The 23457-nt window shown below is 68.3% G+C and carries 32 protein-coding genes and 1 tRNA gene; 13 read left to right on the forward strand and 20 right to left on the reverse strand.

The features are described from left to right. Positions 1-2: 2 nt before the first annotated feature. Both L0C25_RS10225 and L0C25_RS10230 read right to left on the reverse strand, forming a co-directional pair. A complete protein-coding gene (locus tag L0C25_RS10225; protein ID WP_271636388.1) occupies positions 3-479 on the reverse strand; it encodes an FHA domain-containing protein FhaB/FipA in 477 nt (158 codons plus the stop codon). After that, positions 479-1210, reverse strand: coding sequence for an FhaA domain-containing protein (locus L0C25_RS10230; protein WP_271636389.1), 732 nt, complete (start codon positions 1208-1210; stop codon positions 479-481). The genes L0C25_RS10225 and L0C25_RS10230 overlap by 1 nt, the downstream gene beginning before the upstream one ends. Positions 1211-1394: 184 nt before the next feature. Between L0C25_RS10230 and L0C25_RS10235 the strand changes: the two genes are divergently transcribed. Then, positions 1395-1478: transfer RNA gene (locus tag L0C25_RS10235), tRNA-Leu, on the forward strand. Positions 1479-1547: 69 nt separating this feature from the next. Here the strand turns inward: L0C25_RS10235 and L0C25_RS10240 are convergent. After that, positions 1548-2432 (reverse strand): MBL fold metallo-hydrolase, encoded by an 885-nt coding sequence (locus tag L0C25_RS10240; RefSeq protein WP_271636390.1) that lies wholly within the window; start codon positions 2430-2432, stop codon positions 1548-1550. A 100-nt stretch (positions 2433-2532) separates the two neighbouring features. Here L0C25_RS10240 and L0C25_RS10245 point away from each other — a divergent pair, with 100 nt between their 5' ends. Continuing rightward, a complete protein-coding gene (locus L0C25_RS10245) occupies positions 2533-3192 on the forward strand; it encodes a TetR/AcrR family transcriptional regulator (RefSeq protein WP_271636391.1) in 660 nt (219 codons plus the stop codon). Here L0C25_RS10245 and L0C25_RS10250 read toward each other — a convergent pair. From L0C25_RS10250 to L0C25_RS10260, 3 genes are all read right to left on the reverse strand, one after another. Then, the gene (locus L0C25_RS10250) at positions 3181-3621 is read right to left on the reverse strand and encodes a nuclear transport factor 2 family protein (protein WP_271636392.1); all 441 of its coding nucleotides are present in this window, start codon (positions 3619-3621) and stop codon (positions 3181-3183) included. The two genes, L0C25_RS10245 and L0C25_RS10250, sit on opposite strands and share 12 nt — an antisense overlap. After that, positions 3614-4510: an LLM class flavin-dependent oxidoreductase gene (locus tag L0C25_RS10255; RefSeq protein WP_271636393.1), complete on the reverse strand. Its 897-nt coding sequence runs from the start codon at positions 4508-4510 to the stop codon at positions 3614-3616. The genes L0C25_RS10250 and L0C25_RS10255 overlap by 8 nt, the downstream gene beginning before the upstream one ends. A gap of 104 nt (positions 4511-4614) precedes the next feature. Continuing rightward, entirely contained in the window at positions 4615-4878 is a 264-nt protein-coding gene (locus tag L0C25_RS10260) for a cupin domain-containing protein (protein ID WP_271636394.1), read from the reverse strand. Between the two features lie 248 nt (positions 4879-5126). On the opposite strand from L0C25_RS10260, the gene L0C25_RS10265 reads away from it, so the two are divergent. Next, positions 5127-6836 carry an alpha/beta hydrolase gene (locus tag L0C25_RS10265; RefSeq protein WP_271636395.1) on the forward strand — a complete coding sequence of 570 codons (1710 nt, stop codon included), beginning with the start codon at positions 5127-5129 and terminating at the stop codon, positions 6834-6836. Here the strand turns inward: L0C25_RS10265 and L0C25_RS10270 are convergent. Further along, entirely contained in the window at positions 6833-7969 is a 1137-nt protein-coding gene (locus L0C25_RS10270) for a peptidase S15 (protein WP_271636396.1), read from the reverse strand. The genes L0C25_RS10265 and L0C25_RS10270 overlap by 4 nt on opposite strands. A gap of 21 nt (positions 7970-7990) precedes the next feature. On the opposite strand from L0C25_RS10270, the gene L0C25_RS10275 reads away from it, so the two are divergent. Together L0C25_RS10275 and L0C25_RS10280 are read left to right on the forward strand one after the other, a co-directional pair. Next, positions 7991-8218, forward strand: coding sequence for a hypothetical protein (locus L0C25_RS10275; RefSeq protein WP_271636397.1), 228 nt, complete (start codon positions 7991-7993; stop codon positions 8216-8218). 57 nt (positions 8219-8275) lie between these two features. Further along, positions 8276-8407, forward strand: a complete 132-nt coding sequence (locus tag L0C25_RS10280) for a hypothetical protein (protein WP_271636398.1) — start codon at positions 8276-8278, stop codon at positions 8405-8407. Positions 8408-8463: 56 nt separating this feature from the next. Here L0C25_RS10280 and L0C25_RS10285 read toward each other — a convergent pair whose 3' ends face one another. The 3 genes from L0C25_RS10285 to L0C25_RS10295 are packed head-to-tail and all read right to left on the reverse strand — an operon-like array spanning position 8464 to position 10131. Next, positions 8464-8634 (reverse strand): response regulator transcription factor, encoded by a 171-nt coding sequence (locus tag L0C25_RS10285; protein ID WP_271636399.1) that lies wholly within the window; start codon positions 8632-8634, stop codon positions 8464-8466. Beyond that, the gene (locus L0C25_RS10290; protein WP_271636400.1) at positions 8558-9112 is read right to left on the reverse strand and encodes a response regulator; all 555 of its coding nucleotides are present in this window, start codon (positions 9110-9112) and stop codon (positions 8558-8560) included. Before L0C25_RS10290 ends, L0C25_RS10285 begins: the two co-directional genes overlap by 77 nt. Continuing rightward, a complete protein-coding gene (locus L0C25_RS10295; RefSeq protein ID WP_271636401.1) occupies positions 9109-10131 on the reverse strand; it encodes a sensor histidine kinase in 1023 nt (340 codons plus the stop codon). The genes L0C25_RS10290 and L0C25_RS10295 overlap by 4 nt, the downstream gene beginning before the upstream one ends. Before the next feature lie 72 nt (positions 10132-10203). Here L0C25_RS10295 and L0C25_RS10300 point away from each other — a divergent pair, with 72 nt between their 5' ends. Next, a complete protein-coding gene (locus tag L0C25_RS10300; RefSeq protein WP_271636402.1) occupies positions 10204-10899 on the forward strand; it encodes a class I SAM-dependent methyltransferase in 696 nt (231 codons plus the stop codon). A gap of 58 nt (positions 10900-10957) precedes the next feature. On the opposite strand, the gene L0C25_RS10305 is transcribed toward L0C25_RS10300, so the two are convergent. Genes L0C25_RS10305 through L0C25_RS10315 form a run of 3 tightly spaced genes read right to left on the reverse strand, consistent with a single transcriptional unit; the run spans position 10958 to position 13078 of the window. Continuing rightward, positions 10958-11521, reverse strand: a complete 564-nt coding sequence (locus L0C25_RS10305; RefSeq protein ID WP_271636403.1) for a DivIVA domain-containing protein — start codon at positions 11519-11521, stop codon at positions 10958-10960. After that, on the reverse strand, positions 11518-12684 hold the full coding sequence (locus tag L0C25_RS10310; RefSeq protein WP_271636404.1) for a globin domain-containing protein: 1167 nt from the start codon (positions 12682-12684) through the stop codon (positions 11518-11520). The genes L0C25_RS10305 and L0C25_RS10310 overlap by 4 nt, the downstream gene beginning before the upstream one ends. Positions 12685-12688: 4 nt before the next feature. Next, complete coding sequence (locus L0C25_RS10315; protein ID WP_271636405.1) at positions 12689-13078, reverse strand: group I truncated hemoglobin; 390 nt, start codon at positions 13076-13078, stop codon at positions 12689-12691. A gap of 284 nt (positions 13079-13362) precedes the next feature. On the opposite strand from L0C25_RS10315, the gene L0C25_RS10320 reads away from it, so the two are divergent. The 4 genes from L0C25_RS10320 to L0C25_RS10335 all read left to right on the forward strand — a co-directional run bounded on the left by L0C25_RS10320 (position 13363) and on the right by L0C25_RS10335 (position 16028). Next, positions 13363-14025, forward strand: a complete 663-nt coding sequence (locus L0C25_RS10320; protein ID WP_271636406.1) for a TetR/AcrR family transcriptional regulator — start codon at positions 13363-13365, stop codon at positions 14023-14025. Next, complete coding sequence (locus tag L0C25_RS10325; RefSeq protein WP_271636407.1) at positions 14022-14633, forward strand: DUF2867 domain-containing protein; 612 nt, start codon at positions 14022-14024, stop codon at positions 14631-14633. Before L0C25_RS10320 ends, L0C25_RS10325 begins: the two co-directional genes overlap by 4 nt. A 79-nt stretch (positions 14634-14712) precedes the next feature. Continuing rightward, a complete protein-coding gene (locus L0C25_RS10330; protein WP_271636408.1) occupies positions 14713-15234 on the forward strand; it encodes a SigE family RNA polymerase sigma factor in 522 nt (173 codons plus the stop codon). After that, positions 15231-16028: a hypothetical protein gene (locus L0C25_RS10335; protein WP_271636409.1), complete on the forward strand. Its 798-nt coding sequence runs from the start codon at positions 15231-15233 to the stop codon at positions 16026-16028. Before L0C25_RS10330 ends, L0C25_RS10335 begins: the two co-directional genes overlap by 4 nt. A 13-nt stretch (positions 16029-16041) precedes the next feature. Here the strand turns inward: L0C25_RS10335 and L0C25_RS10340 are convergent, their stop codons facing one another. Then, the gene (locus L0C25_RS10340; protein ID WP_271636410.1) at positions 16042-16227 is read right to left on the reverse strand and encodes a hypothetical protein; all 186 of its coding nucleotides are present in this window, start codon (positions 16225-16227) and stop codon (positions 16042-16044) included. 137 nt (positions 16228-16364) lie between these two features. On the opposite strand from L0C25_RS10340, the gene L0C25_RS10345 reads away from it, so the two are divergent. Continuing rightward, complete coding sequence (locus L0C25_RS10345) at positions 16365-17411, forward strand: DNA polymerase IV (protein ID WP_271636411.1); 1047 nt, start codon at positions 16365-16367, stop codon at positions 17409-17411. Between the two features lie 44 nt (positions 17412-17455). On the opposite strand, the gene L0C25_RS10350 is transcribed toward L0C25_RS10345, so the two are convergent. Beyond that, positions 17456-18139 (reverse strand): Clp protease N-terminal domain-containing protein, encoded by a 684-nt coding sequence (locus L0C25_RS10350; protein ID WP_271636412.1) that lies wholly within the window; start codon positions 18137-18139, stop codon positions 17456-17458. Between the two features lie 70 nt (positions 18140-18209). Continuing rightward, a complete protein-coding gene (locus tag L0C25_RS10355; RefSeq protein WP_271636413.1) occupies positions 18210-18944 on the reverse strand; it encodes a PaaX family transcriptional regulator C-terminal domain-containing protein in 735 nt (244 codons plus the stop codon). A gap of 77 nt (positions 18945-19021) precedes the next feature. On the opposite strand from L0C25_RS10355, the gene L0C25_RS10360 reads away from it, so the two are divergent. Beyond that, positions 19022-20653 (forward strand): isovaleryl-CoA dehydrogenase, encoded by a 1632-nt coding sequence (locus tag L0C25_RS10360; protein ID WP_271636414.1) that lies wholly within the window; start codon positions 19022-19024, stop codon positions 20651-20653. Continuing rightward, on the forward strand, positions 20653-21414 hold the full coding sequence (locus tag L0C25_RS10365) for a crotonase/enoyl-CoA hydratase family protein (protein WP_271636415.1): 762 nt from the start codon (positions 20653-20655) through the stop codon (positions 21412-21414). The genes L0C25_RS10360 and L0C25_RS10365 overlap by 1 nt, the downstream gene beginning before the upstream one ends. A 13-nt stretch (positions 21415-21427) precedes the next feature. Here L0C25_RS10365 and L0C25_RS10370 read toward each other — a convergent pair whose 3' ends face one another. The 4 genes from L0C25_RS10370 to L0C25_RS10385 all read right to left on the reverse strand — a co-directional run bounded on the left by L0C25_RS10370 (position 21428) and on the right by L0C25_RS10385 (position 23425). Next, positions 21428-22198: an isocitrate lyase/PEP mutase family protein gene (locus tag L0C25_RS10370; protein ID WP_271636416.1), complete on the reverse strand. Its 771-nt coding sequence runs from the start codon at positions 22196-22198 to the stop codon at positions 21428-21430. Further along, a complete protein-coding gene (locus L0C25_RS10375; protein WP_271636417.1) occupies positions 22195-22770 on the reverse strand; it encodes a hypothetical protein in 576 nt (191 codons plus the stop codon). Before L0C25_RS10375 ends, L0C25_RS10370 begins: the two co-directional genes overlap by 4 nt. A 68-nt stretch (positions 22771-22838) precedes the next feature. Then, positions 22839-23228, reverse strand: coding sequence for a type II toxin-antitoxin system death-on-curing family toxin (locus L0C25_RS10380; RefSeq protein WP_271636418.1), 390 nt, complete (start codon positions 23226-23228; stop codon positions 22839-22841). Continuing rightward, entirely contained in the window at positions 23225-23425 is a 201-nt protein-coding gene (locus L0C25_RS10385) for a DNA-binding protein (protein ID WP_271636419.1), read from the reverse strand. Before L0C25_RS10385 ends, L0C25_RS10380 begins: the two co-directional genes overlap by 4 nt. Positions 23426-23457 lie beyond the last annotated feature (32 nt).

Raw genomic sequence — 23457 nt, forward strand, 5'->3', positions numbered from 1 at the left:
CGCTACTTCCGGAGCTCGACGACGGTCTTGCCGAGTCGTACGGAGGTCCCGATGCCGATCGGCGTGGGTGCAGTCACGCGGTGACTCCCGATGTAGGTGCCGTTGGTGGACCCGAGATCCTCGACGAACCACTGCTCGCCGTTGGTGGCGAAGCGGGCGTGGCGCGTCGAGACGTAGTCGTCGTCAAGCCGGATGGCGGCGTCGGTGCCGCGGCCGAGCAGGATCGGCTGGTCACCGACCGGGACGCTCTGACCGGAGTTGGGGCCTTCGGTGATCTGCAGCGTACGCGGCGCGCCGCGCGGGGTCTTGCGCTGTTTCTGCGGCTTCTGCGGCTTGGGCTGCTTCGCCGGCTTGGGCGCGGCGTTCTCGACGCGGGCACCGAAGATGTCGGACCGGATGACGGAGACGGCCGAGAGGACGAACAGCCACAGGACGGCCAGGAAGCCGAGCTTGATGAGCGTCAGCGTGAGCTCGGACATCACACCCCACTCGGTTGTTGTGCGTGCGGGTTGCGTACCCGGATGGTCGTGTTGCCCATGCGGATCTCCGATCCGTCTCGCAGCATCGCCTGGGTGACCCGCTGCCCGTCGACCACGATGCCGTTGGTTGAGCCGAGGTCGACGACGCTGACGCTGACCTGCTGACCCATCAGCGAGATGCGGATCTCGGCATGGCGCCGCGACACCCCGGGGTCGTTGATACGCAGGTCGGCGTCGGTGCCGCGACCGAGGACGATTCCGGGGGGCTCGATGGGGTGACGTACGCCATTGACCTCGATGAGCACGGGTGCGCGGCCGATCGCGGTCTCGGACAGCGACTGCCCGGCGACCGGTGTGACCGACGCCTTCGCCTCGCTGTGCACCCGAAACCGGCCGGTCGACAGGTCGAGCCGCTCCTCGAAGTCGATGCGCAACGGTCCGGCGAGCGTGTAGCGCTGTTCGTTGACGTGCTCGTTGACGAGGTTCGTGAGCTCCGACGACAGCGTGCCGCCGTACGGCGAGAGGCGCTCGAAGTCGGCCGTCGACAGCTCGACGGTGAAGGCATTGGGCACGAGATACCGGTTGCGCGCGAGCACTTGCGCGGAGTTGTCGATCTCCCGCTGCAGTGCCGCGGCGATCTCGACCGGCTGGACCGCGCTACGGAAGGCGCGCGCGAACGCGCCGCTGACGGCGTCTTCGAGGCGCTGCTCGAATCGCTGCAGCACTCCCATAGGCGATCCTCCTCACTGTGCTCGTACGTGTGCCCGAGACGAGTCTGTCTGATTGGTACGTCGATCGTATCTGCCGCCCGCATGCGTAGATGCCACCGCGGTCCGGGCGGGTTCCGTACGCGTGCTAATCTGAGGATTCGTCATGCAGGGCGTGACGATCACGATAGCAAGTCAATATCGGCGCGCGCGGGTGGCGGAATAGGCAGACGCGCACGGTTCAGGTCCGTGTGTCCGAAAGGACGTGGGGGTTCAACTCCCCCCTCGCGCACAACAACAAACAACAGAGCGGCTCGCACCGGTGGGCCGCTCTTTGTGCGGCCGCGCTGATGCCGATGGTTCAGTCGGTGGCGATCGGCCACAGGACGAACAGCGGGTACGCGCGCCGTTCGGGTTGATCGCCGAGCTCCTTGACGGCCGTACGGATCTCGTGCAGGTGGTCGGTCGTCAGCTCCAGCGGTGGCTCGTCGGGTTGGTGAGTGGAGCGGATCGGATAGTCCTCGCCCGGCTCGCTGGTCATCTCGATGTGGCAGCCGAGCACATGCGTGACCGGGTGGTCGTCGGCGAAAGCACTCAGGCGGTCGATGGATCGGGCGAAGGCCGACCAGTCCTGGATGTAGAGCCTGCCCGGGTAGACCGTGTCTCCGGTGAGGAGGAAACCCGTCCAGGGGTCATAGAACGTGACCGCTGCCGCGTGATGGCCCGGGCTGGTCAGGCACTCCAGCACGCGACCTCCGAGGTCGACCTTCGCCACGGCTTCGGGGTCCGCGTCGAATCCGAAGTACCTCCAGGCGGTGGCCTGGTCCGCGGCGACCAGCGTGGTGTCCGGACGGTCGGCGAACTGGTCGTCGCCCGCGACGTGGTCACCGTGCGGGTGAGTGTGCAGTACCGACAGGTGGTACGACGCTCGGGGATGGCGGGCCAGCCACCGTTCGACGAGCTCGTCGACCACCCGGCGCAACGGGAAGTACTCGGCGGATGCGGTGGCACCGGTGTCGATCAGCACCGCCTGAGCATTTCCGAACAGGAGGAACATGAAGGGCGCCTCGTAGTTGACCGCCATGTTCTGCCGCAAGATGAACGTGTGCTCGTCGTACGCGTGGGTCTGGATGTCCGGGTCGGTGTTGTGTTTGGCGGATGGCGAGCCGTGGATCCACCGAACATCCAGCGCCCGACCCTGGCGCGTCACGCTCGTGAAATCGATCAGGGGCTCATCTGTTTCCATGCCGTCTCCTCGAGTGCGCCATCGTAGCCGGCCGGCTACGTCACCGACACGTGCTAAGTTACAACAGGCATTGTAATTCTCTGAGATTGAGGGCGCCGTTGTGGATGGCGGGCAGCGACGGAGGGGACCGGATCCGGCCAAGAGGCAGGCGATTCTCGAGGCATCGTTGGGCGTGTTCGCCGACCTCGGCTACGTCCGGGCGAGCATCGAGGCCATCGCGGCGCAAGCCGATGTCTCGACGAGGACGATCTACAACCACTTCCAGAACAAGGACGCACTGTTCCAGACCACCATCGAACAAAGCGCTTCCCGTGTTGCCGCAGCACAGATCGAGATCGTCGGCACGTACCTGACCGTCTCCGACGACAGCGAGCAGAAGATCGAGGCGCGGCTGATCGAGTTTGCGACGGCCTGGATCCGGCCGTTGCCGGACTACGCAGAGCATCGTGCGTTGGTCGATCGGGTACGAGCGGAGGTCGGGCGAATTCCACGACCCGCGCTGGACGCCTGGCAGGCTGCCGGACCGCTGCAGGTACGCCGCGCCCTTGCCCGAGCGTTCGCCGCGCTGGCGGCACACGGTGACCTTCGCATCGACGATCCCGACGTCGCGGCAACGCATTTCACCCGCCTGGTCACCGTCGATGATCCCCTGCGGCCGGGCCGACGGACGACCAAGAAGCAGGTCTCCACCATCATCGCGAACGGCGTACGCGCGTTCCTGTACGGCTATGGCACTGACCGGACCGGCTCAGCGAGCTGAGTCCGGACCTCGCAGCGCACGCAGGATGACGCCCGGATGCCGAAGCATCCTTGATCCGACGACGACCGCGTCAACGGTCAGGGCGAACCACGGCCGCACGTACGGTCGGATTCTGGCGATCCGACCGTCGCTGATCTCGAACACCGTTACGTCGCTACGCGTCACCGGACCTATGCGCGCCTCGCCGGTCACGACGACCCGATCACCATCGACGATGCGTTCGTGCCACCGCAGTCCGGTGAGGCTTCCGTACACGGCAGCGAGGAGAACCCGCAGGTCATCCGTGCCGCGGAACACCATCCGGCCGGACAACGGGGACACGAGTTCCGGCTCTGGCGCGAGCGTATCCAGCAGCGCGTCGATATCCACCGCCTGCGCCGCCGCCAGGTACCTCTCGACGACGTCCGTGACGCCCATGGAGTCAGGCATTTGCGATCAACCCCTCGCTTCGTGCTGCTGCCCGGACGAGCGGCACGACCTCGCGCGCGAACCGCTCCCGGTCACGACCGCGACGCAGGCCGGCAACCACGAAGGTGTCGAAGCCACAACCGGCGATGGCGTGCAGCTGCTGCGCGATCTGCTCGACGCTTCCGGCCACCAGCTGCGGAGTCGGTGATCGTCGCTCATCGAAATGAACCTGGACGTTGCACGCGTTGACCATGGCATCCGGGTCGCGGCCGGCCGCCCTGGCACCATCCACGACCGCAGCCCGCATTGCCGCCGCCTGCTCGAGATCGAGCCGCTGCATCGACGGCAGCCAGCCGTCCGCGATCGCGCCCGTCTGGGCGAGAGACCTCGGCCCGTACGCACCGATCCAGATCGGGACCGGATGCGTCGGCGGTGGCGCGATCCGGGCGGCGTCGAGCCGGTAGTGAACGCCGGCGAACGAGGTCTCGCTTCCCGTCCACAGCGCGCGCAGAACCTGCACGGCCTCGCCGAGAGCGGCGACCTTCTCGCCAGGGCTTCGCGTCGCCAGTCCGAAGGCGCGGAACTCGGCGTCGTATCCGCCGTTACCGAGGCCGAGAATCAGCCGGCCGCCGGACAGCCGGGCGAGCGTCTCGGCCATCTTCGCCAGCACCGGCGGTTCGCGGTAGGGCAGTCCGATCACGTCGGACAGCACGGCAATGTTCTCGGTCGCTGCGGCCGCCCAGGTCAGAGCCGTCCACGGTTCGAGGGTCGGACGGCTGCTGTGCAGGTGATCGCTCAACGCATAGATGTCATATCCCAGCGCCTCCGCTTCACGTGCCTGGTCGGCGACGTCGCCGTCGTCGGTGCCCAGGACCCCGAACCGCAGGACCTTGTCCCTTGCTTGCGTCATATACACCCCATCGGCGATTCGATCTTAAAATACAATAGCAATTGTACTTTAGCGAATGCGATCGGTCGGGGCGGTCCGCGAGCGAGCGGCAGATCGACGCCTGCTCAGTCCACGTAGTCGGTCGACCAGGGCCCGACGGCGGTGCCGAGCAGCACGGTGTCCTCTTCGGCGCCGTCGAAGTGCACGGCGTGGCCCGGAACGTACAGGAAGCTCCCGACCGGGTAGGAGGTCGCGGAGTCTCGGTCGAACCGGTCGCCGTACCCCAACCGGAGTTCGCCGCGAGCGACCACGAGGTGCGCGTCTGTCATATGGGAGTGCGGCTGGTCCCAGGTGCCCGCGGGGATGAAGAACGCATACGTGAAGGTCACGCCGGGCCGTCTGTCACCTACCAAGGTGGCCGACCGGGTGCCGTCGGGATTGCGCTGCTCCCAAGCGATGTTCTCGATCGTCGTCGCGAAGGCCGGTCGTGTCGATGGCAAGTCTTTTGAACGCATACTCCGTAGACGCCGGCGGGCCGCCAGCCGTGAGATCCCAACTGATGCCGAGGTCGCACCTGACCAACGACCCTGGGTGAGTGGAGGTTGACCCCTTGTCGGCCGTCGGTGAATCTGCGGGTATGCGTGCATCAACGACGATCCGCCTCGCTGCCGGCGTCCTCCCCGTCATCGCACTCCTGACACCGGCCGCCACGCAGGGCGCCACGACGGAGGCTCCCGTGGCCGAACCTGCGCAGGTCGAAGCACCGGTACCCGAGATCGACTGGACCAGCTGCGACCTGATCTACGAATGCGCGACCGTCGAGGTGCCGCTGGACTACGACGATCCCGACGGTGAGACGACGACGCTCCCGATGAAGCGGCTGCCCGCGAGCAGTCCCGACGAACGGATTGGGTCGGTCTTCATGAACTTCGGCGGCCCGGGCGGGGTCGGTGCGAGCGGGATCCAGTTCCCGGTCAGCTCGATGACGTTCGGCAAGGACGTACGCGCGAAGTTCGACATCGTCACCGTCGATCCGCGGGGTGTCAGCGGGGAACATGTCGCGACCTGTGCGCCGGCGCCCGACACCGAGCCGGTGGAGAGGCCGACGGAGATGGCACCGACGACGCCGGAACAGGTCGAGGCGCGCATCGCCTCCGATGACTACATTCGCGGCAGCTGCGACCGGACGGCACCGCCGATCCTCGATCACCTCACCACCGCCGACGTCGCCCGAGACATGGATCTGATCCGGCAGGCCATGGGGGATGAGAAGCTTTCGTACTACGGCCTTTCGTACGGCAGCCTGCTCGGCGAGACGTACGCGTCGATGTTCCCCGATCGCGTACGCGCGATGGTCATCGACGGCGTCATCGACCCGGTCGGCTTCACCACCGGGGAGAACGGCGACGACCGGCCCGCGACCGGTCGTTGGGGCATGGCCGCCGGCATCGAGGAGGCGCTCACCACTGCGTTCGCGCGTTGCGATGAGGTCGGCGCACTGCGCTGCCCGCTCGCGGGGAACGCCTGGGAGCGCTGGCAGCGGGTCAGCGACTCGCTCACCGAGGAGCCGCTCGCCCTGCCGGGAATCACTATCGACGGCAACACGTTCAAGTACGGCCTCAGCGTCAGCGCTCTCCAGCTGTATCGCATCGGGGGCGTGCCGTTGCCGACGATCGAGCTTCTCTCCGGCGCGACGAAGGTCATCGACGTGCTGCGCTTCGGTCTCGGTGAGCCGGCTGCGCGGAGTGGCGCCGAGCTGCGGGTGCCCGGTGTCGGCTCGGTCGATCTCAACGCGAAGCGCTCCGTCCTGCTGGACCGCCTGGGCGACATCGTTCGTGAGCTGCATACCGAGGCCGAGAGGTGGGGCGTTGCGATGCCCGCAGCCGCCGAGGAGGAGGCTCCGGAGGACGTTCTCGGGGGACAGGGCGCGTACTTCGGCATCCTCTGTGCCGACACGGAGAATCCCACGGATCCACGAGCCTGGGTAGATGCTGCCAAGGAGGCGGCGAAGACCGCTCCGAACTACGGGCCGGGCGTCGTCTGGCAGTCGTCGATGTGCGCGGGCTGGCCCGGGTCATCCGACGATGCGTACCGGGGTCCCTTCGACACGTCGACACCGATGCTCATCGTCACCAACACCCACGACAACGCGACGCCGATGTCAGGTGCGGAGGCCGCACATTCGAGGTTCCCGGGCTCGCGTCTGCTCACCCTCGACAGCTGGGGTCACACGGCGATCGGCAAGAGCCACAACTGTGTTCAGCCGGAGGTCGACGAGTACCTCTTGACGGAGGACCTGCCCGCCGAAGGCCTGACCTGCAAGCCGGACGCCAACCTCTACGGCTAGCGCTTGATCACGGGCAGATGGACGACCGTGTCGTCGATCACGATGACGCCGGGAAGGCGCGAGCCCATCAGCGGGAACGTATCGCTGATCGCGGTCGCCATCAGGTAGAGGTTCTGGCCCTTCGGTACGTTCACCGCGACCGACGGCAGATCGACGTGCCGCCTGGCGTCGGTGACCGACCGAGGCTCGTTGATCGGCAGCACGTTGTTCTGTACGAGCTTCGCGTCGAGCGGGCTGGTGCCGATCGCCAGGCCGTAGAACGCCCGGTTGTCGACGCCTCGTGCGGTGACCTTCCCGGTGAGGTACGGCGTACCGGCGACTCGGATCGGGCCTTTCGCGACCCGGAACGGGAGCGGCAGCCCGACGGCCGTCGTGGTGGCCACCTTGCCCACGTCGTACCGCTTGGTGGCGCGTACGGAGCCGACCGTCAGGCAGGTGCTCGTCGGCGTCGCGAGGTGCACGCGGCCATACCCGCGCAGATCGGTGTCCCGCCCGCGAAGTGCCTTGTCGAAGAACCGGAGCGTGAGCCGAGTGAAGTCGCCGCCGGCGAGCTTCTTGCTGCACGGGTCGGACTTGACGTCGACGCCGCGGGGGAAGATGGCCGGCAGCGTGTGTCCGCCGTTGTAGCCGACGAAGATGCTGTGCTTGCGGGCGCGTGGGGTCAGTGACCTCTTCCAGTTGGCGAGGCCCTGCTGCAAGGGGAAGAGCGTGTCGGTCGTGCCCTGGCCGAGCAGCACCGGGATATCGAGCTTGCGGCCGTGACGTACGTGCCAGCGCGGACCGTTCTTCTTGAAGTACTTCACCATGTTCGTGCGCAGTGGGCCCGACCCGTCCGGCCAGTTGCCGGTGAGCGCACCTTCGACGAGTGCCTTGTACACGTCGGGGATGAGCGCGTCGCTCGGTAGCGAGCCGGCGGCGAGACTCAGGGCCCAGGTCGTACGCGGTACTCCTTCGGGGGCGAGGCTCTGGCTCACGTCGTGCCAGGTGACCTGGGGTGCGAGGGCGTCGAAGATCGGCTTGCCGCAGAGCCGCAGCGACTCGAACGCGCCGACGAACTGGTATCCGCCGCCGTAGCTGCCGCCGATGGCACCGAGACGGGGATCGCCCTTGCCGTCCTGTCGGACCCATCGCAACGTGCTGACCAGACGTACGAGGTGCCGGACGTCCTTGCCCTCGAGCGTCGGGTTCTCGACGTGTGCGTGTCCACCGGACTCCCCCAGCCGCGCTGGTCGAAGGACACGACGCCGTATCCGGCATTCAGGAACCTGCGGATCTCGGCGTTCGAGGCACTCGTCGCGCGCGACCCGCCCCACCCGTGGCTGTGCATCACCATCGGAACCGGGTGCTTCTTGCTCGCGCCGGCGGGTCGGAACACCGTGTAGCAGATCGACACCTTCGTGTCGGCGCGCGGCTCGGGTGCGCTGCGTACGCACCCGTCGGTGACGGAGACCTTGCCGGACGGCGGGGCGGGAGAGGTGCCGGCGACCGAGCTGGGGCCGGCGAATGCGGTTGTAGAGACGGCGATGGCGAGGATGGCGGCGGTGGCGGGGCGCGACATGGCGGGAGCGTAGCAGCAGAAGTTACCGCCGAGTAGGGGATCCTGCGTCGGCCCAGGGTCACGATGGGGTCAGGGCTCGATCAGGCCGGCGCGGATGGCGTACCTCGTGAGCTCGGTGCGGTCGCGCATCCCCAGCTTGGCAAGGACGTTGGCGCGGTGCCGCTCAACGGTCTTGTAGCTGATGACGAGCGCGGCCGCGACCTGCTTGGAGGAGTAGCCCTCGGCGATCAGCTTTACCACCTCGTCCTCGCGTGCGGTGAGGACCTGGCTCGGCACGCGCTCGCCGCGGCGCATCCGCTTCGAGGAAGTCGCGGACGAGCGTCCCGGCGACGCCGGCGTACAGGAAGGACTCGCCGCGGATGGCCGCGCGGCAGGCGGTCACCAGATCCTCGTCCGCCGCGGACTTCAGGACGTACCCGCACGCGCCGTCTTGGAGGGCGGAGAAGAAGTACTGCTCGTTGTCGTACATCGACAGCATCAGCGTACGCACGTCCGGGTGTCGGCGGGTGATCTCGCGGGCCGCCTGCAGACCGGTCATACGCGGCATCGAGATATCGAGCACCGCCAGATCGGGCGCCTCGGTGCGTGCGAGCTCCACGGCTTCGGATCCGTCGCGCGCTTCGGCGACGACGGTCAGATCCGGCTCGGCATCGAGGATCCGGCGTACGCCGGCACGGACGAGGGCGTGGTCATCGGCCAGCAGGATCCGCGCGGTCATGTACGCCCGCCCGCGATCGGGACTTCGAGCCGCACCTCGGTGCCGCCGCCGTCACGGGGTCGTACGTCGAGGCTGCCGGCGACCATCTGCGCGCGCTCATGCATACCTTGAATCCCGGCGCCGATCGCCGCGCTCTCGCTGCCGGTACCGTCGTCGGCGATTCGGAGAACCAGGCCGCGCACGTCGCCGTTCAGCTCGACGTCGACATTGTCGGCGCGGGCGTGGCGGGTCACATTCGTCAACGCCTCCTGGGCGACGCGGTAGATCACCAGCTCGGTCTCCGGTGGCAGTTCCGGCAGGCTCGGTGGGAACCGACGGTCGACGGAGATGCCGGTGCGGGCAGCCAGATCTCCGACGAGGCTGTACAGCGACCGGAGTAGGCCGAGGTCCGCCAGCACTCCCGGGCGAAGCCGCTGGGAGATCCGCCGCACCTCTTCGAGGGTGGCCCTCGTCGTGTCGCGGACGTCGTCGAGCTCGGCGACCGTCTCCTGCGGCGCATCGTCGATCGCCCGCTTCAGGCCGAGCAGGACCGCGGTCAGGCTCTGTCCGACCTCGTCGTGCAGCTCCTGTGCGATTCGCTGCCGTTCCGCCTCCTGCGCGTGCAGCGCCCGAGCCGTGCTGACACTGCGCTCAACCTCCAGCCGCTCGAGCATCGCGTTGAAACCTCGTACGAGCGATCGAGCCGGGCCGGATCCCTGTTCCTCGAGCCGGCGGCCCGGATAGCGCAGGTCGATCGTCGCCATCACGGCGGTGAGGCGGTCGAGCGGCCCGAGCACAGAACGCAGCAGCACGCCGTTCAGCGAGATGCTGACGAGCAGGCCGATCGACAGGATCACGCCCTCCGACCACAGCGGACGGGCGGACACCGTCATCGGTGACAGCACCAGAACGAGCACGCCGAGCGCGATCACCCCGCCGTTGATCAGACATACCCGCCAGAACAGTGGTAACGACAGTTCCCGGCCCATTCCCCAAGTATCCGGGATGCCCGCGCGCGAGAAATGGGTGCTGGCACCCATGGTCCGGCGGAGGCCGGACCCAGAGTCTTGAAGAGGCCGATGCCAGGGAGTCGCAACGCCGACGGAGGATATGTGACCGAGATAGCGCAGCGCAACGAAGCGGGGAAGCGACGCGATCCCCGCTACAGCCGGACGTTCTCGACGAAGGAGATCGCGGGCGAGCAGCATCGGACGTACGTCGGCGGGAGATGGGACGAGATCGGTGAGCTGCAGCGTGACTTCCTGATCGCGCAAGGTCTGCAGCCCGCGGACACCCTTCTCGACGTCGGTTGCGGCAGCCTGCGCGGAGGCGTGCACTTCGTCGACTACCTCGAGGCCGGTAACTACTACGGTATCGACATCAATGCGAACGTCATCGCCGCCGGGTACGACAGCGAGCTCACCGATGAGCAGCGCGATCGTCTGCCGGTCGAGAATCTGCAGGCAACCGACCGGTTCGACGGCGACTTCGGTGTGCAGTTCGACATGGCGATCGCGCAGTCGGTGTTCACCCATGTCTCACTGAACAACATCCGGCTCTGCATGTACCGCGTATCGAAGGTCCTCAAACCCGGCGGCAGGTTCTACGCGACGTTCTACGAGCGACCGCCCGGGTTCCCGGTCGACGGTCACAACCGTTCGCAGTTCACGGAGCGAAACGCGTATTGGTACTACCGTCGCGACCTCCGCTGGGTGTCGAGGTTCGGCCGGTGGGAGTTCCGCTACATCGGCAAGTGGGGACATCCCCGCGGACAGCGGATGATCGAGCTCACCCGGGTCGGCGACTGATCGACCCCACGGTCGTACGCCACCGGGCGGCGCCTGGCGCCGATCGCGTACGACCGACTCAGGCGGACTTGTCGGGGAATGCGCCGCGGGTGATCTCGCGTTGGTCGCCCAGGCGCGGTACCTCGCCGAGCGTCTCGACCTGCTCGTTGAGTGCGTCGAGTACGGCGCGCAGCTGAACCTGAGCGACCTTCGCGAAGGTACGGACGTACTCGATCTCGGGCACCTGGCGGTCGTACCCGACGACCGTTCCGTCGTCGGTGACCGCGTCGGACTGGCGGACGAGACTCTCGGCCGTGTCCTGCGCCTCCTTCACGATCTCGCGCTGCTGGGTACGAGCCGAGGCCATCAGGTCGCGGGCGTGAGTCACGGCCTCGTCGATCAGGTTGTCGGAGATCTTCTGGGCCTCGCTGAACATCAGCACCGCGCGCTCGTTGATGGCCGTCTCGCCGTTGGCCTCGCGCTCGTCGCGCAGGGTGGTGATCTCCTGCTCCTGCTGTTCGATCGTGTCGGCCAGTGCGTCGAGGTATCGCAGCACCTCGTCTTGGTCGAACCCGTTTCGGTGAACCGTGAATCGTGCATTCCGGATCGCGGCCGCCATCCGGCTCGTCTGGGTCTGGCTCACGACTGGCCTCCTGCATCGTGCTGGGCGAAGACGGGCTGGTAGCCGCCGTCGCCGAAATGTTCATGGCGGATATCGGATCGGGGGATCCCGGCCGCCTCGGTCAGCTCGATGACGGTGTGCTGCACCATGGCCGGCGAACCGCACACCAGGGCAGTACCGCCGCTCCATGGGCCGTGCTCCGCGGCGACGGTGCCGACCGGACCACGGAGTCCGCGCCAGCTCGGATCGTCCGAGACGGCGGCGTGGTAGTCGAACCACGGTCGGTCCGCCAACGCGGTCAGAGCGTCGTCGTCGTAGAGGTTCCACGGCATCCGCACGCCGTGGAACAGGTCGACCTTGGGCCCGCTTCCCTGCTGCTTCCAGTGATCGTCGAGCTGCTCGGCGACCGCTCGCAGCGGTGCGAGTCCGGTGCCGCCCGCGACCATCAACACTCGCTCGGGCGGGTCCTCCAGGGTCAACGCCTCGCCGACCGGGGCGCCGACCTTCACGGTGTCGCCCTTCCGCAGCGTACGTACCATCGCGGAACTGACCTGGCCGCCGTCGACGACCTGTACGTGCAGCTCGATCAGGCCGTCGTCGCGGGGCGCGTTGGCCGGGCTGTAGTAGCGCCACAGGCGCGGGCGCTGGGGGACCTCGATCGCCATGGACTGACCCGGACGGTACGTCAGTGGCTGGTCCGGTCGAAGCAGGATCGCCGAGACGTCGACACTGCGACGCTCCGTCGACACGACCTCGGCGTTCCACCATGACGGGGTGGTCTCCGCGGACTTCGCCGCCCCGTCGATCATGACCTTCGCGATGATTCCGTACGCGGCCGCCCAGTCTCCGGCGAGCTCGTCGGTCCAGCGATTGCCGAGGAAGTGCTGAAGCGTCGCCAGCAACGAGGCACCGACGGCGTCGTAGTGCTCCGGCTCGACGGCGAAGCGCCGATGGTCCGAGCCCAGCGAACCGATGAACGGCACGACCTCGTCGAGCTCGTCGACGTGGGTGACGATGTTGGCCAGCGCGCCGACGAGCTTGTCGCGCTGCTGAGACATCGAGACCGGGAACATCGACCGGAGCTCGGGGTGCGACAAGAACAGGTGTGAATAGAAGAACAGTGGGACGTCGTCGCCGGACTTCGCGACGAGGTTCCAGGAGTCCTTGAGTTGCGCAGTGTCCATCCGGTCAGGACGCGCTGACGATGTCGGCTTTGGCCGCGCCGAGAGTGCCCCCGAGGCGCCCGATCACATCGTCGGGTACGCCGGCCTCGCTCAGCGCCGACACCAGATGGGTGACGACGCGGTCGAAGTCCGCCTCGCCGATGTCCATGCCGGTGTGTGCCGTACGCAGGTCACGCCCGTCGTACTCGACGGGGCCGCCGAGCAGGTGTGAGACGAGCTTCACCTGGTGCCGTTTGAGATGCTCCATCCGGGTGTTCGCGAAGTACCCGGACAGGTCCGGGTCGTCGAGGATCAGGTCATAGAACCGATCGACCACCGCGCTCACAGCGCGGCCACCGCCGATCCTCGAGTAGTCGCTGTCGCCGGTCTCAGGACGCGTCGCGTCGTCGGACATTTACCGCTCCCTCGGTGCGTGTCGTCGAAACCCCTCGCGCACGCTACTGGCTGGAACGCCCCGTGTACAGAGGGCAATCGGATTCGTCTGCCTTGGTGGACAAGGTGTTCTCGCCGTCTGCCCACCGGTGCGACAGGCCGCGAGCACCTGGCCGCCCGTTGATTTACGTACATGCGTGTAGGTATGTTTATATCCGACATCGAAGCCGAGGGGGATGAGATGACCACCCGAGACACGCTGCGACCGCGCTCCAGCCGCGCGGCCGACGACGTTGGGCGAGCGGGGTGAGCCCGGTTCTGCGCGCACAGTTCGACGCCGACGACCGGCCACCCGCCCGGCTCTCCCAGGCGGAGCGGCGAGCCCGCTCGCGTACCGCCCTGCTCGAGTCTGCGGCCCGGGGCCTGTCGCGCTACGGCTACGCCAACCTCCGGCTCGAGCAGGTGGCACGAGACGCCGGCTACACCCGGGGCGCCCTCTACCACCAGTTCAAGGACAAGCAGGACCTCACCCTGGCGGTCGCACGTACGTGGTGGCGCGAGACCTGGCGGCAAGACGTTCTGCCGCTGGTCGAGGCGGAGTCCGAACCGGCCGCGGCATTGCTCGCCCTCGCGCGCGGTCATGCGGTCTTCTGTCGCCGTGAGGTCGCGCGGGTCCCGATCGCCTTGCGGCTCGAGTTCACCGGGCAAGACCATCCGGTCGGGCGTGAGGTCGAACGCAACTACGGACTGCTCCTGAAGCACTGTCGAAAGCTGATCAAGGCAGGTCACGCTGCCGAGACGATCCCCGCCGGCGCACCCGATCGGATGCTCGCGCTCGCTGTCGTCGGGGCGCTCGAGGGAACCGTGATCTCCGTTGCAGGCCGCGCTCCGTACGACGAGCAACTCGCCGAACGCGCCGTGGCCGGCGTGCTCGGCATCGAACCCCGCACCGAGGAGAACGATCGATGAGTACGCAGGGAGCGCGGATCCCCGACCGCGAGCACACGTCTCGGCCGTGGCGAATTCACGAGATCACCCAAGACTTCCGGCTGTACGACGTGTGGGCGCTGCCGACACCGGGCGGACCCGACGACTTCCCGAAGCTGGTGCGGCAGGTGCGCGACGGCGACACTGCGGAGAACCCGTCGTGGATCGCCCGAGCGCTGTTCTCGATTCGATGGAAGCTCGGCGCGCTCCTCGGCTGGGACGATGACGAAGACGGCGTAGGCGCCCGGGTCCCGACGTTGTGCGACCGACTCCCCGAGGACTTGCGTGAAGGTGCCGCCGGGCCGGGCTTCGATCGGTTGCCGTTCTCGCCGCTGTACCTCATCGACGACGAGTTTGCGGCCGAGATGGCCAACAAGACGGTGCATGGTGTGATGCATTTGAGCTGGGTGCCCGACGACTCAGGTGGCTTCCGCGGTCAGATGGCCGTGCTGGTCAGGCCCAATGGTCTTTTCGGGCGGGCGTACATGGCCGGCATCGGCCCGTTCCGGCACCTGCTCGTCTACCCGCCGCTGATGCGCGGGATCGCGGAGAGCTGGCGAGCCGGCGCCTCGAGCGGCGGCGGTTCCTGAGGCATTGGCTATGGCGTCGTGTCAACCGGGGGGGATGCGAGTTACGTCTTGGTTCTCGAGGACTGCCGAGGAGGCCAACGTGTCAACCAAGCGAACCCGAGACGCCGACTTCGTCGAGTTCGTCGCGAGTCGCCGAAGACGGTTGCTTACTGCGGCGTACTTCCGCTGCGGCGACTGGCACCAGGCCGAAGACCTCGTGCAGACCGCGCTGGCGCGCCTCTATGTCGCCTGGCCGAAGGTCGTACGACGCGGCGCCGAGGACGCCTACGTACGCCGGATCATCTTCAATCTGAGCGTCGACGCATCGCGCTCGCCCGCGCGAAGGGAGCGTCTCGTCGAGGTCATGCCGGAGACTCCCGCGCCCGAGGCGCTGGACATCTCCGACACCAGCGCGTTGATGGCTGCCCTCGCCGACCTGTCGGAACGTCAGCGGACCGTGATCGTCCTGCGCTATTGGCTGCAGTTGTCGGTCGACGAGACGGCACATGACCTCGGTGTCAGTCCCGGAACGGTCAAGAGCCAGTGCGCGCGGGCAATGGCCAAGCTGCGTACTGCCCTGGCACCGACATATGACCTCACGACAGTGGAGGCGGACCGATGAACGAGACCAACCTGATCGACTTGATGGAGCGCGAGGCCGAGTCCGCGCCGTACGCTCCGGCGGAGGCCGACCTCGAACGAGGCAAGACGCGGCTGCGCCGACGCCGGGTCGGGACGGCGGCCACGGGAGTCGCGGTCGCGGCGTCGTTGGTCGTCGCCGTGGGTATCGCGACGTCGAGTGACTCGCAAGGGCCAGGCCCGGACTCGGACACGTCGGCCGCCGGCCGGCCGCATCGGGATCCGGCACCGAAGGACACCCGGGCGGTCCAGCGCCGGATCACCAATCTGACCGTGGAGGTCCTCGACCCGCAGAAGGCGCACGTCGGTCCCGGCCTGATGGAAGGGTCGACGAATGCCGACGGGCAGTACGAGGCCGCGTCGATCAACGGGAGCTGGCAGGACGGCAAGCGGGAGGGCACACTCGTCGTCGGCATGAGCAGTGCTGAAGACACTGCGCACGGTCCTGACACGGCGGAGGACCGCGCGTACTACCGGTGCGCGCTGTACTTCTACACGGCATCCACGACGTGTGAGTCCAAGCAGCTCGGAGACGGCTCGACGGTCTGGGTCGCCCGCGACAAGCTGGATCGCAAGACAGTACTCGGCGTCGCGTACGAACAGCCCAGCGGAGGCACGGCCTACGTGGCGATTGACCGAGCGGACCGCGGCGGGGACGGATCTCCCAACGGCAAGCCGCTGACGTCACTGCCGGTGTCGGTCGACGACCTGACCCGGCTCGTGCAGAAGCCCGGTCTGGCGCTCCCACTCCCGGGTCGGGACAGGATGCGCCGCTGATTTCGCGAGACGCCTACCCGGGGTACGGCGTGCGTGTCCAGTCCGCCGGCGGTGCCGGTGGTGGGTGCGGTGCACCGACCCGTGATGACTGTCCCGCCAGGACGCTGCGCCGGATGCCCTCGTCGGCCTCCCTGAGTAGCTGTTCGTAGATCGGCTCGGTCGCGGTTCCCGACCAGCCACCCCTGTTGCCTTCTGTCATGCCTGTGCTCCCTCGTTCGGTGCTCCTCCGAACCACCGTCATACGGCCTCCCTACCGTACGGGATCGCCGCCGATGCGCCAGTGGAAACACGGGCCGACTCGAGCCGAATGTCGGCGAGGCACGGCAGGATGGGCGGATGGCACGCTGGGTTCTCCATGTCGACATGGACCAATTCCTCGCGGCCGTCGAGATCCTGCGGCGACCCGAGCTCGCCGGTCTGCCCGTCGTCGTCGGTGGCCGCGGCGATCCGACGGAGCGGGCGGTCGTGTCGACGGCGTCGTACGAGGCGCGCGAGTTCGGTGTCCGGTCGGGCATGCCGCTCAAGACCGCCGTGCGCCGGTGCCCGGATGCGGTCTTCCTGCCGGTCGACTTCCCCGTGTACGAAGCGGCATCGGCGACCGTGATGGAGACGCTGCGCACGTACCCAGGCACCGTGGTCGAGGTGCTGGGCTGGGACGAGGCGTTCGTCGGCGTCGCGGTCGACGACCCGGTGGAGGCGGCGCACGGGCTGCAGGCGGCGGTGCTCGAGGCGACCCGGCTGCACTGCTCCGTCGGCGTCGGCGACACGTTGGTCAGGGCGAAGATCGCGACCGATTTCGGCAAGCCCCGCGGCGTGTACGTACTGACGAAGGACAACTGGATGGAGGTAATGGGCGACCGCCCGACCACCGCCTTGTGGGGCGTCGGCAAGCGGATCGCGCAGCGTCTCGACGACGTCGACATTCGCACCGTACGCGAGCTCGCGCACTCCTCCGAGGAGGCGTTGATCGCGGCATTCGGTCCGAACACCGGGCCGTACCTTCGCAACCTCGGCCGCGGTCTCAGCCGCGCCACGGTCGACGACACGCCGTGGGTTGCCCGCGCACACGGGCACGAGACGACGTACCAGCAGAACCTCACCGCGACCGACGAGATCTCGGCGGCCGTGCGGGCCCTGTCCGATCAGGTCGTCGCCGACCTCCGCTCCGAGGGTCGTGCCTGCATGCGCGTGCACCTGAAGGTGCGGTTCGCGCCGTTCTTCACCTTCACCCGCGTACGTAAGCTGGCCGAGCCGACGTTCGACCCGGCCGTCATCGCGCAGACCGCGCTCGAGCTGCTCGCCAAGCTCGACGACGACCGGCCGATCCGACTGCTGGGCGTACGAGGCGAGATGGTGCCACCGGAGGGCGGATACGAACGCTGATCGACGCGCGCTGTGAAACGGCCGGTACAGCACGGTGGCGCGGGTCAGGACCGTCGGGCGATCTCGGTCTTGACCGTCTCGTGCAGCTCGTCCGACGTGAAGCCGAGACCGCGCAGGATCTGCGCGGCCGGGCTATCCTCGGCGCGGATCAGGCCCAGCAACGAGTGTTCCGTGCCGACCCGGTCATGTCCGAGGTCTGTCGACGCGCGCAGCGCCTCCTCGATGGCCACCTTGCTCTCCTCCCGGAACGCGATGTGACCCCGCGGCGCCTTCGTCCCGGCCGGCGGCATCGCTTCCTCGATCGCGTCGCGGACGCCTTGCTCCGTCGCAGGTTTCGTCAGCATCTCGTACGCCAGGCCCTGTGGTTCCCCGAGTAGGCCGAGCAGCAGGTGTTCGGTGCCGATGAAGTCGTGCTTGTGCGTACGGGCGGCCTCCTGCGCCAGCACGATGCTGTGCCGGTTCAGCTCGGTGAACCGGTCGAACGGGGTGGAAGCGCGACGTTGCTGAGCGGCCTGCTTCGACACCCCGATGGCGTCGCCGATCTCGGTCCACGACGCGCCGCTCTGCTTGGCCTTGCTGACGTAGTGGTCGACGAGCTGGTCGCCGAGATCGGTCATGGTCTGTGAACGAAGGTGCGCCTCGCTGACGCGCGCCAAGGCATCGGCGTCCGGGAGTTCTGCGTCGAGACGGGAGATCAGGTCTGCGAGGCTGATATCGAGTGGGCTCATGCGTCAAGCGTAGATTGACGATCGAGCGACGTCAATCTGTAATTGACGCAGGTCCCGATGCGCTCGGGTCTCACTGATCGCGGGTCAGCGCCCGTAGCTCCGCCTGGTATGCCGCGTACACGCGTCTCAAATCGGCCGCCGGCCACTCGCGCGGGAGCAGCGGACCCGGGAGCAGCGGGTCGGCGGTCAGGTGGCGTACGACGTGCGCGGCGACCGCGAGCCGCGCCGCGGGTTCGGTCGTGGTGGTGAGCAGGTCGCGCAACGCGCAGCCGCGGGTCGACCAGCCGGCCAGGTCCCAGAGCCCGGCCGCGAGCTCGGCCGGGTCTTCGTCGGGCACTGCCCGGAACGTGGTGAGCACCGGGTCGGCGGCGTACTCGACCGATCGGCGTAGATTCGCCGGTCGCGTCCACACGCCCTCGCGAAGCTCGGCGAGACGGTGCGCACTCAGCGCCTCCCGCAGCGATGCGCGGTCGCCGCCGGGCCGGCCGGTGACGACGATGACCGCCATCTCCCAACTGCCGTCCCAGCGGGTCTCGGCGTCGTCGATGCCCTCGCCCTGCCGCCGCTGTCGTTCGACGAGTCGCGGTCCCAGCGCGTACCCGCCGTCGGCGCGCCGGAGGTCACCCGCCGAGACGGCGCGGCTGAGTGCGGCCCGAACCGTCGAGGCCGAGATTCCGAAGTACGCGCCGGCGCGGATGAGCGCTCCCGGGCTCATCGGATCGGGATGCGACCCGAGCAGCAGGCTGAGCACGACCGATCGAGCGGGAAGGGTCGTCGGGTCGTGCTCGACACCGGTCATGGGCATGACCGCACTCTGCCACGCTACAGATTACGAGACAACCGTGGCATGATCTGTAACATCCAACGATCAGAGGTGCCGCCATGTCCGAGACCCACCGGGTGCTCAACCAGGTCCCGCCGCTCGTCGGCCACGACACCGCGGCCGACGCCGCGTTGCGCGAGGGCGTCGAGCGGGAGGGCGCCGGATGGGCGCTCGACGAGCTGAGCGCCGTCGGCCTGCACGCGGGCACGGCCGACGCCCAGGAGCTCGGCCGGCTCGCCGAGCGTTACCCACCGCGCCTGGTGACCCACGACCGGTACGGCAATCGCATCGACGAGGTCGAGTACGCGCCGGCGTACCACCGGCTGATGGATACCGCCGTCTCGTACGGTCTGCACGCGGCGCCGTGGGCAGACGGACGCGCGGGGGCGCACGTCGCACGGGCGGCGAAGCTGATGGCCTGGTCCGTCGACGCGGGGCATGCATGCCCGGTCTCGATGACGTACTCGATCGTGCCTGCGCTGCGGGCGAGTCCCGACCTCGCCGCGACGTACGAGCCGCTACTGACATCGAACCAGTACGACTTCGGGTTGCGCGAGCCGACCACGAAGCGGGGCCTGATCGCCGGTATGTCGATGACGGAGAAACAGGGCGGCTCCGACGTACGCGCGAACACCACGGAGGCGACACCGCTGACCGACGGGTCGTACCGCCTGACCGGGCACAAGTGGTTCACGTCGGCGCCGATGTCCGATCTGTTCCTCGCGCTCGCGCAGGCGCCGGGCGGCCTGTCATGTTTCCTGGTTCCGCGCGTGCTCCCCGACGGGGAGCGCAATGCGATCCGGTTGATGCGGCTCAAGGACAAGCTCGGCAACCGGTCCAACGCGTCCGCCGAGATCGAGTACGACGGCGCGCACGCGTGGCTGGTCGGCGAGGAGGGGCGTGGCGTCCGCACCATCGTCGAGATGGTCAACATGACCCGGCTCGACTGTGTGATCGCGACCTCGACGGGGATGCGTACGTCGCTGGTGATGGCCGCTCATCACGCGCGGCATCGCGAGGCGTTCGGCACACCGCTGATCGACCAGCCGCTGATGCGCAACGTACTCGCCGATCTCGCCGTCGAGTCCGAGGCCGCGACGACGGCGATGCTGCGTCTCGCCGGCGCCAACGACCGAGCTGTTCGCGGTGATGAGTCCGAGGTCGCGCTGCGCCGGATCGCGCTGGCGGCGACGAAGTACTACGTGTGCAAGCGCGGACCGATCCACGCCGCGGAGGCGCTGGAATGCCTCGGCGGCAACGGATACGTCGAGGAGTCGGATTTGCCGCGGATCTACCGCGAGCTGCCGCTGCTCTCGATCTGGGAGGGTTCGGGCAACGTCGCCGCGCTCGACGTGTTGCGGGCGATGGCCCGGCAGCCGGACACGGTCGACGCGTACTTCGGCGAGGTCGAGCAGGCCGCAGGATCCGACCCGCGCTTCGACGACGCACTGTCTCGGCTGAAGAAGGAGCTCGGCTCGCTCGACGACATCGAGCTGCGGGCACGACGCGTCGTCGAGCAGCTCGCGTTGGTGTTCCAGGGCTCGCTGCTCGTACGGCACGCACCAGGTGCGGTGGCGGACGCGTTCTGCGCGAGCCGGCTCGACCGCGACTGGGGTGGCGCGCTCGGCACGTTGCCGGCCGGGCTCGACCTCGAGCCGATCCTGGCGCGTACGAAGGTCGAGGTGGCTTGATGGGCGTGCTGGTCGACACGCAGGGGCCGGTCACTGTCGTCACGATCGACCGTCCCGACGTACGAAACGCGGTCGACTCCGAGCACGCGCGGCTCCTGTACGACGCCTTCCGAGGCTTCGACGCCGACGAGTCCTCGGCGGTCGCGGTGCTCCACGGCGCTGGGGGCACGTTCTGCGCCGGCGCCGATCTCAAGGCCGCGAGCGCGGGCACCATCCGCCCGCAACCACCGGGCGTCGACGGTCCCGCTCCGATGGGGCCGACCCGGCTGCTGCTCTCCAAGCCGGTGATCGCCGCCGTCGAAGGGCATGCCGTCGCGGGTGGGCTCGAGCTTGCCCTGTGGTCCGACCTGCGCGTCGCCGACCCGGCCGCGGTGTTCGGTGTGTTCTGCCGGCGTTGGGGCGTACCCCTGATCGACGGCGGCACGGTACGCCTGCCGCGACTGATCGGGCAGTCGCGCGCGCTCGACCTGATCCTGACCGGGCGGCCCGTCGGCGCCGACGAGGCGCACCGGATCGGGCTGGCCAACCGGATCAGTTCACCGGGCGAGGCGCTGGAGGAAGCGCTGGGGCTCGCGCGTGACCTTGCCGCATTCCCGCAGACCTGCCTGCGTGGTGATCGACTCGCGGCGTACCGGCAACATGGTCAGGATCTGCCGGAGGCGCTCGACGTCGAGTGGTCGCACGGAAGCGAGTCGCTGGCGGAGGCGATGGAGGGCGCGGGTCGGTTCGCCGCCGGCGAAGGGCGTCACGGCGCGTTCTGAAGCACGGGTTGCGCTACGGCGACATCCGCTCGTACGCCGCACTCAACCGTTGGACCTCTCCGTACGCCGTCGCCTGTGGGGCCGTCCCGGCGCGGACGTGGTCGAGGGCCGCGACGGCGCCACTGAGCGCGGCCCGGAACGGCAGCGACCCCGAGCTCACCCGGCGTACGCCGAGCGCCGACAGCTCGTCGAGGCTCACGCCGGGCTGCGGAAGTACGTTGAGCGGCACACTCAGACCGGAAGCGAGCGCGGACAGCTGCTCGCGATCGAGACTGCCGGGCACGAAGATGCCGTCCGCGCCGACGTCGATGTAGCGCCGGGCGCGGTCGAGGGTGTGCTCGACGGTTGCGTCCTGGCCGAGCCAATAGGTCTCGACCCGGGCGTTGACGAACACGCGGTCACCGCATCGCTGCTTGATCGCCGCGACCTTCGCCCCGTGTGCCGCCGGATCGACGAGCGTGCCGTTCGTGCTGTCCTCCACGTTGACGCCGTCCACGCCGAGCTCCTCGACGTACGCCGCGACCCGCGCGGGATCGTCGTCGAAGCCGTCCTCGATGTCGACGGTCACCGGGCAGGGCAGGACGCGCAGTGCGTGCGCGACCGAGCGCGTACGTGCGCTACTCGCGCGGGCGGCATCGACCTGACCGTTGCTCGCTGCCACGCCGAGGCTGGTTGTGCCGATGGCCGCGTAGCCGGCTTCGAGGAACGCCAACGCCGATGCGATGTCCCATGCGTTCGGCAGCAGCAGGGCCGTCGGCCCGCGATGGAGGTCGGCCAAGGTCATGTCAGCGCCGCCTCGGCCAACCGGCGGCCCAGTGCCTCGCCCGGGCAGGCGTGCGCGCCACGACCGAAGTGCGCGTCGGCGAGGTCGACTTCCACGACCTCGCCGCCGGGTGCGATGCGGCGCGTCGCGGGCACCGGGGCGCGGTCATCGCCGTCGCGGAGTGCGCCGATGAGTGCGTGCGTACCCGCGTGCGCCTGCACGAGCACGCAGATCACTGCCGCGACGGTCTCGCTGCGTTCGCCGTACTCGTCGACGAACCGCTCGACGGCGGCATCGGCTTCGGGGGTCGTCGGCAGGTGTGGGTGGTACGCGAGGGCGATCGACGCGACGTCGGCCGCGAACGACGCGGGCCGGCCGAGGGTACGTAGGAGGCACGCGGTGGGATCCTCGCCGGGCCGCGGATCGGCATCGAGATCCGAGAGCAGGCCGACGACGAGTTCGCGGCGGCGTACATGATCGGGACCTTCGCTGAACCGTGCCACGTGCGAACGGAGCCAGGCCATGCCGCGGTCGCCGACATCGGGCACAGGTACGCGGTAGTCCGGATCGAGCAGGGTGGAAGACGGGTGCATGGTTCGATTCTCGACCCCGGGCGCTTCGTCGGAGGCCGAAGCGTCGCGGTGGCCAGAGACTGCGTACGTCAGGCGCTGCGGGTGAGTGCGGCGAGCCTTTCGGCGATGCCGGCGACCTCGACCAGCCGACCCGCGGCGATGTCCATGATCAGGTCGAACTTCTCGTCATCGGTCGCCTCGAACGTGTAGCCGTTCATCGCGTAGAACAAGCGAACTGCGACGAGCCCTAGTCGCTTGTTGCCGTCGACGAGACCGTGATTCCCGACCAACGACGAGAGCAGCGCGGCAGCCTTGCCGTGGAACGTGGGATACGCGTCCTCGCCGAAGACACTCGCCATCGGACGGGCGAGCGCCGATTCGAGTAGTCCGTAGTCGCGGACCTCGGGGCGGCGACCGAGGAATGCCTCGGCCGATGCAAGCAAGTCGTCCAGTTCGAGGTAGACGACGGCGTCGCTCATGCGTCGCCGAGCCGGCGTAGAACGTCAGCATCCTCCGCGATGATCTGTTGCAGCAGCTCATCCCGCCGCGCCACCCGACGATTCGTGTACTCCTCGATCGCGCGTACCGCGATTGCCTGCATCGATTCGCCCTCGCGCTCGGCGGTCGCGCGTAGTCGCTCGGTCTGCTCCTCGGTGAGGCGAAGTGTCATGGCCATGCGCCGAAGATACCGCCTGGTATCAGGCGGTA

Source organism: Solicola gregarius, assembly GCF_025790165.1.
Classification (GTDB): domain Bacteria; phylum Actinomycetota; class Actinomycetes; order Propionibacteriales; family Nocardioidaceae; genus Solicola; species Solicola gregarius.

Excerpts from the sequence above, each read along its gene's own strand:
- L0C25_RS10225 (WP_271636388.1), bottom strand. The coding sequence starts at position 479 with ATGTCCGAGCTCACGCTGACGCTCATCAAGCTCGGCTTCCTGGCCGTC.
- L0C25_RS10230 (WP_271636389.1), bottom strand. The coding sequence starts at position 1,210 with ATGGGAGTGCTGCAGCGATTCGAGCAGCGCCTCGAAGACGCCGTCAGC.
- L0C25_RS10240 (WP_271636390.1), bottom strand. The coding sequence starts at position 2,432 with ATGGAAACAGATGAGCCCCTGATCGATTTCACGAGCGTGACGCGCCAG.
- L0C25_RS10250 (WP_271636392.1), bottom strand. The coding sequence starts at position 3,621 with ATGCCTGACTCCATGGGCGTCACGGACGTCGTCGAGAGGTACCTGGCG.
- L0C25_RS10255 (WP_271636393.1), bottom strand. The coding sequence starts at position 4,510 with ATGACGCAAGCAAGGGACAAGGTCCTGCGGTTCGGGGTCCTGGGCACC.
- L0C25_RS10265 (WP_271636395.1), top strand. The coding sequence starts at position 5,127 with ATGCGTGCATCAACGACGATCCGCCTCGCTGCCGGCGTCCTCCCCGTC.
- L0C25_RS10290 (WP_271636400.1), bottom strand. The coding sequence starts at position 9,112 with ATGACCGCGCGGATCCTGCTGGCCGATGACCACGCCCTCGTCCGTGCC.
- L0C25_RS10295 (WP_271636401.1), bottom strand. The coding sequence starts at position 10,131 with ATGGGTGCCAGCACCCATTTCTCGCGCGCGGGCATCCCGGATACTTGG.
- L0C25_RS10310 (WP_271636404.1), bottom strand. The coding sequence starts at position 12,684 with ATGGACACTGCGCAACTCAAGGACTCCTGGAACCTCGTCGCGAAGTCC.
- L0C25_RS10315 (WP_271636405.1), bottom strand. The coding sequence starts at position 13,078 with ATGTCCGACGACGCGACGCGTCCTGAGACCGGCGACAGCGACTACTCG.
- L0C25_RS10325 (WP_271636407.1), top strand. The coding sequence starts at position 14,022 with ATGAGTACGCAGGGAGCGCGGATCCCCGACCGCGAGCACACGTCTCGG.
- L0C25_RS10335 (WP_271636409.1), top strand. The coding sequence starts at position 15,231 with ATGAACGAGACCAACCTGATCGACTTGATGGAGCGCGAGGCCGAGTCC.
- L0C25_RS10340 (WP_271636410.1), bottom strand. The coding sequence starts at position 16,227 with ATGACAGAAGGCAACAGGGGTGGCTGGTCGGGAACCGCGACCGAGCCG.
- L0C25_RS10345 (WP_271636411.1), top strand. The coding sequence starts at position 16,365 with ATGGCACGCTGGGTTCTCCATGTCGACATGGACCAATTCCTCGCGGCC.
- L0C25_RS10350 (WP_271636412.1), bottom strand. The coding sequence starts at position 18,139 with ATGAGCCCACTCGATATCAGCCTCGCAGACCTGATCTCCCGTCTCGAC.
- L0C25_RS10355 (WP_271636413.1), bottom strand. The coding sequence starts at position 18,944 with ATGCCCATGACCGGTGTCGAGCACGACCCGACGACCCTTCCCGCTCGA.
- L0C25_RS10360 (WP_271636414.1), top strand. The coding sequence starts at position 19,022 with ATGTCCGAGACCCACCGGGTGCTCAACCAGGTCCCGCCGCTCGTCGGC.
- L0C25_RS10365 (WP_271636415.1), top strand. The coding sequence starts at position 20,653 with ATGGGCGTGCTGGTCGACACGCAGGGGCCGGTCACTGTCGTCACGATC.
- L0C25_RS10370 (WP_271636416.1), bottom strand. The coding sequence starts at position 22,198 with ATGACCTTGGCCGACCTCCATCGCGGGCCGACGGCCCTGCTGCTGCCG.
- L0C25_RS10375 (WP_271636417.1), bottom strand. The coding sequence starts at position 22,770 with ATGCACCCGTCTTCCACCCTGCTCGATCCGGACTACCGCGTACCTGTG.
- L0C25_RS10380 (WP_271636418.1), bottom strand. The coding sequence starts at position 23,228 with ATGAGCGACGCCGTCGTCTACCTCGAACTGGACGACTTGCTTGCATCG.
- L0C25_RS10385 (WP_271636419.1), bottom strand. The coding sequence starts at position 23,425 with ATGGCCATGACACTTCGCCTCACCGAGGAGCAGACCGAGCGACTACGC.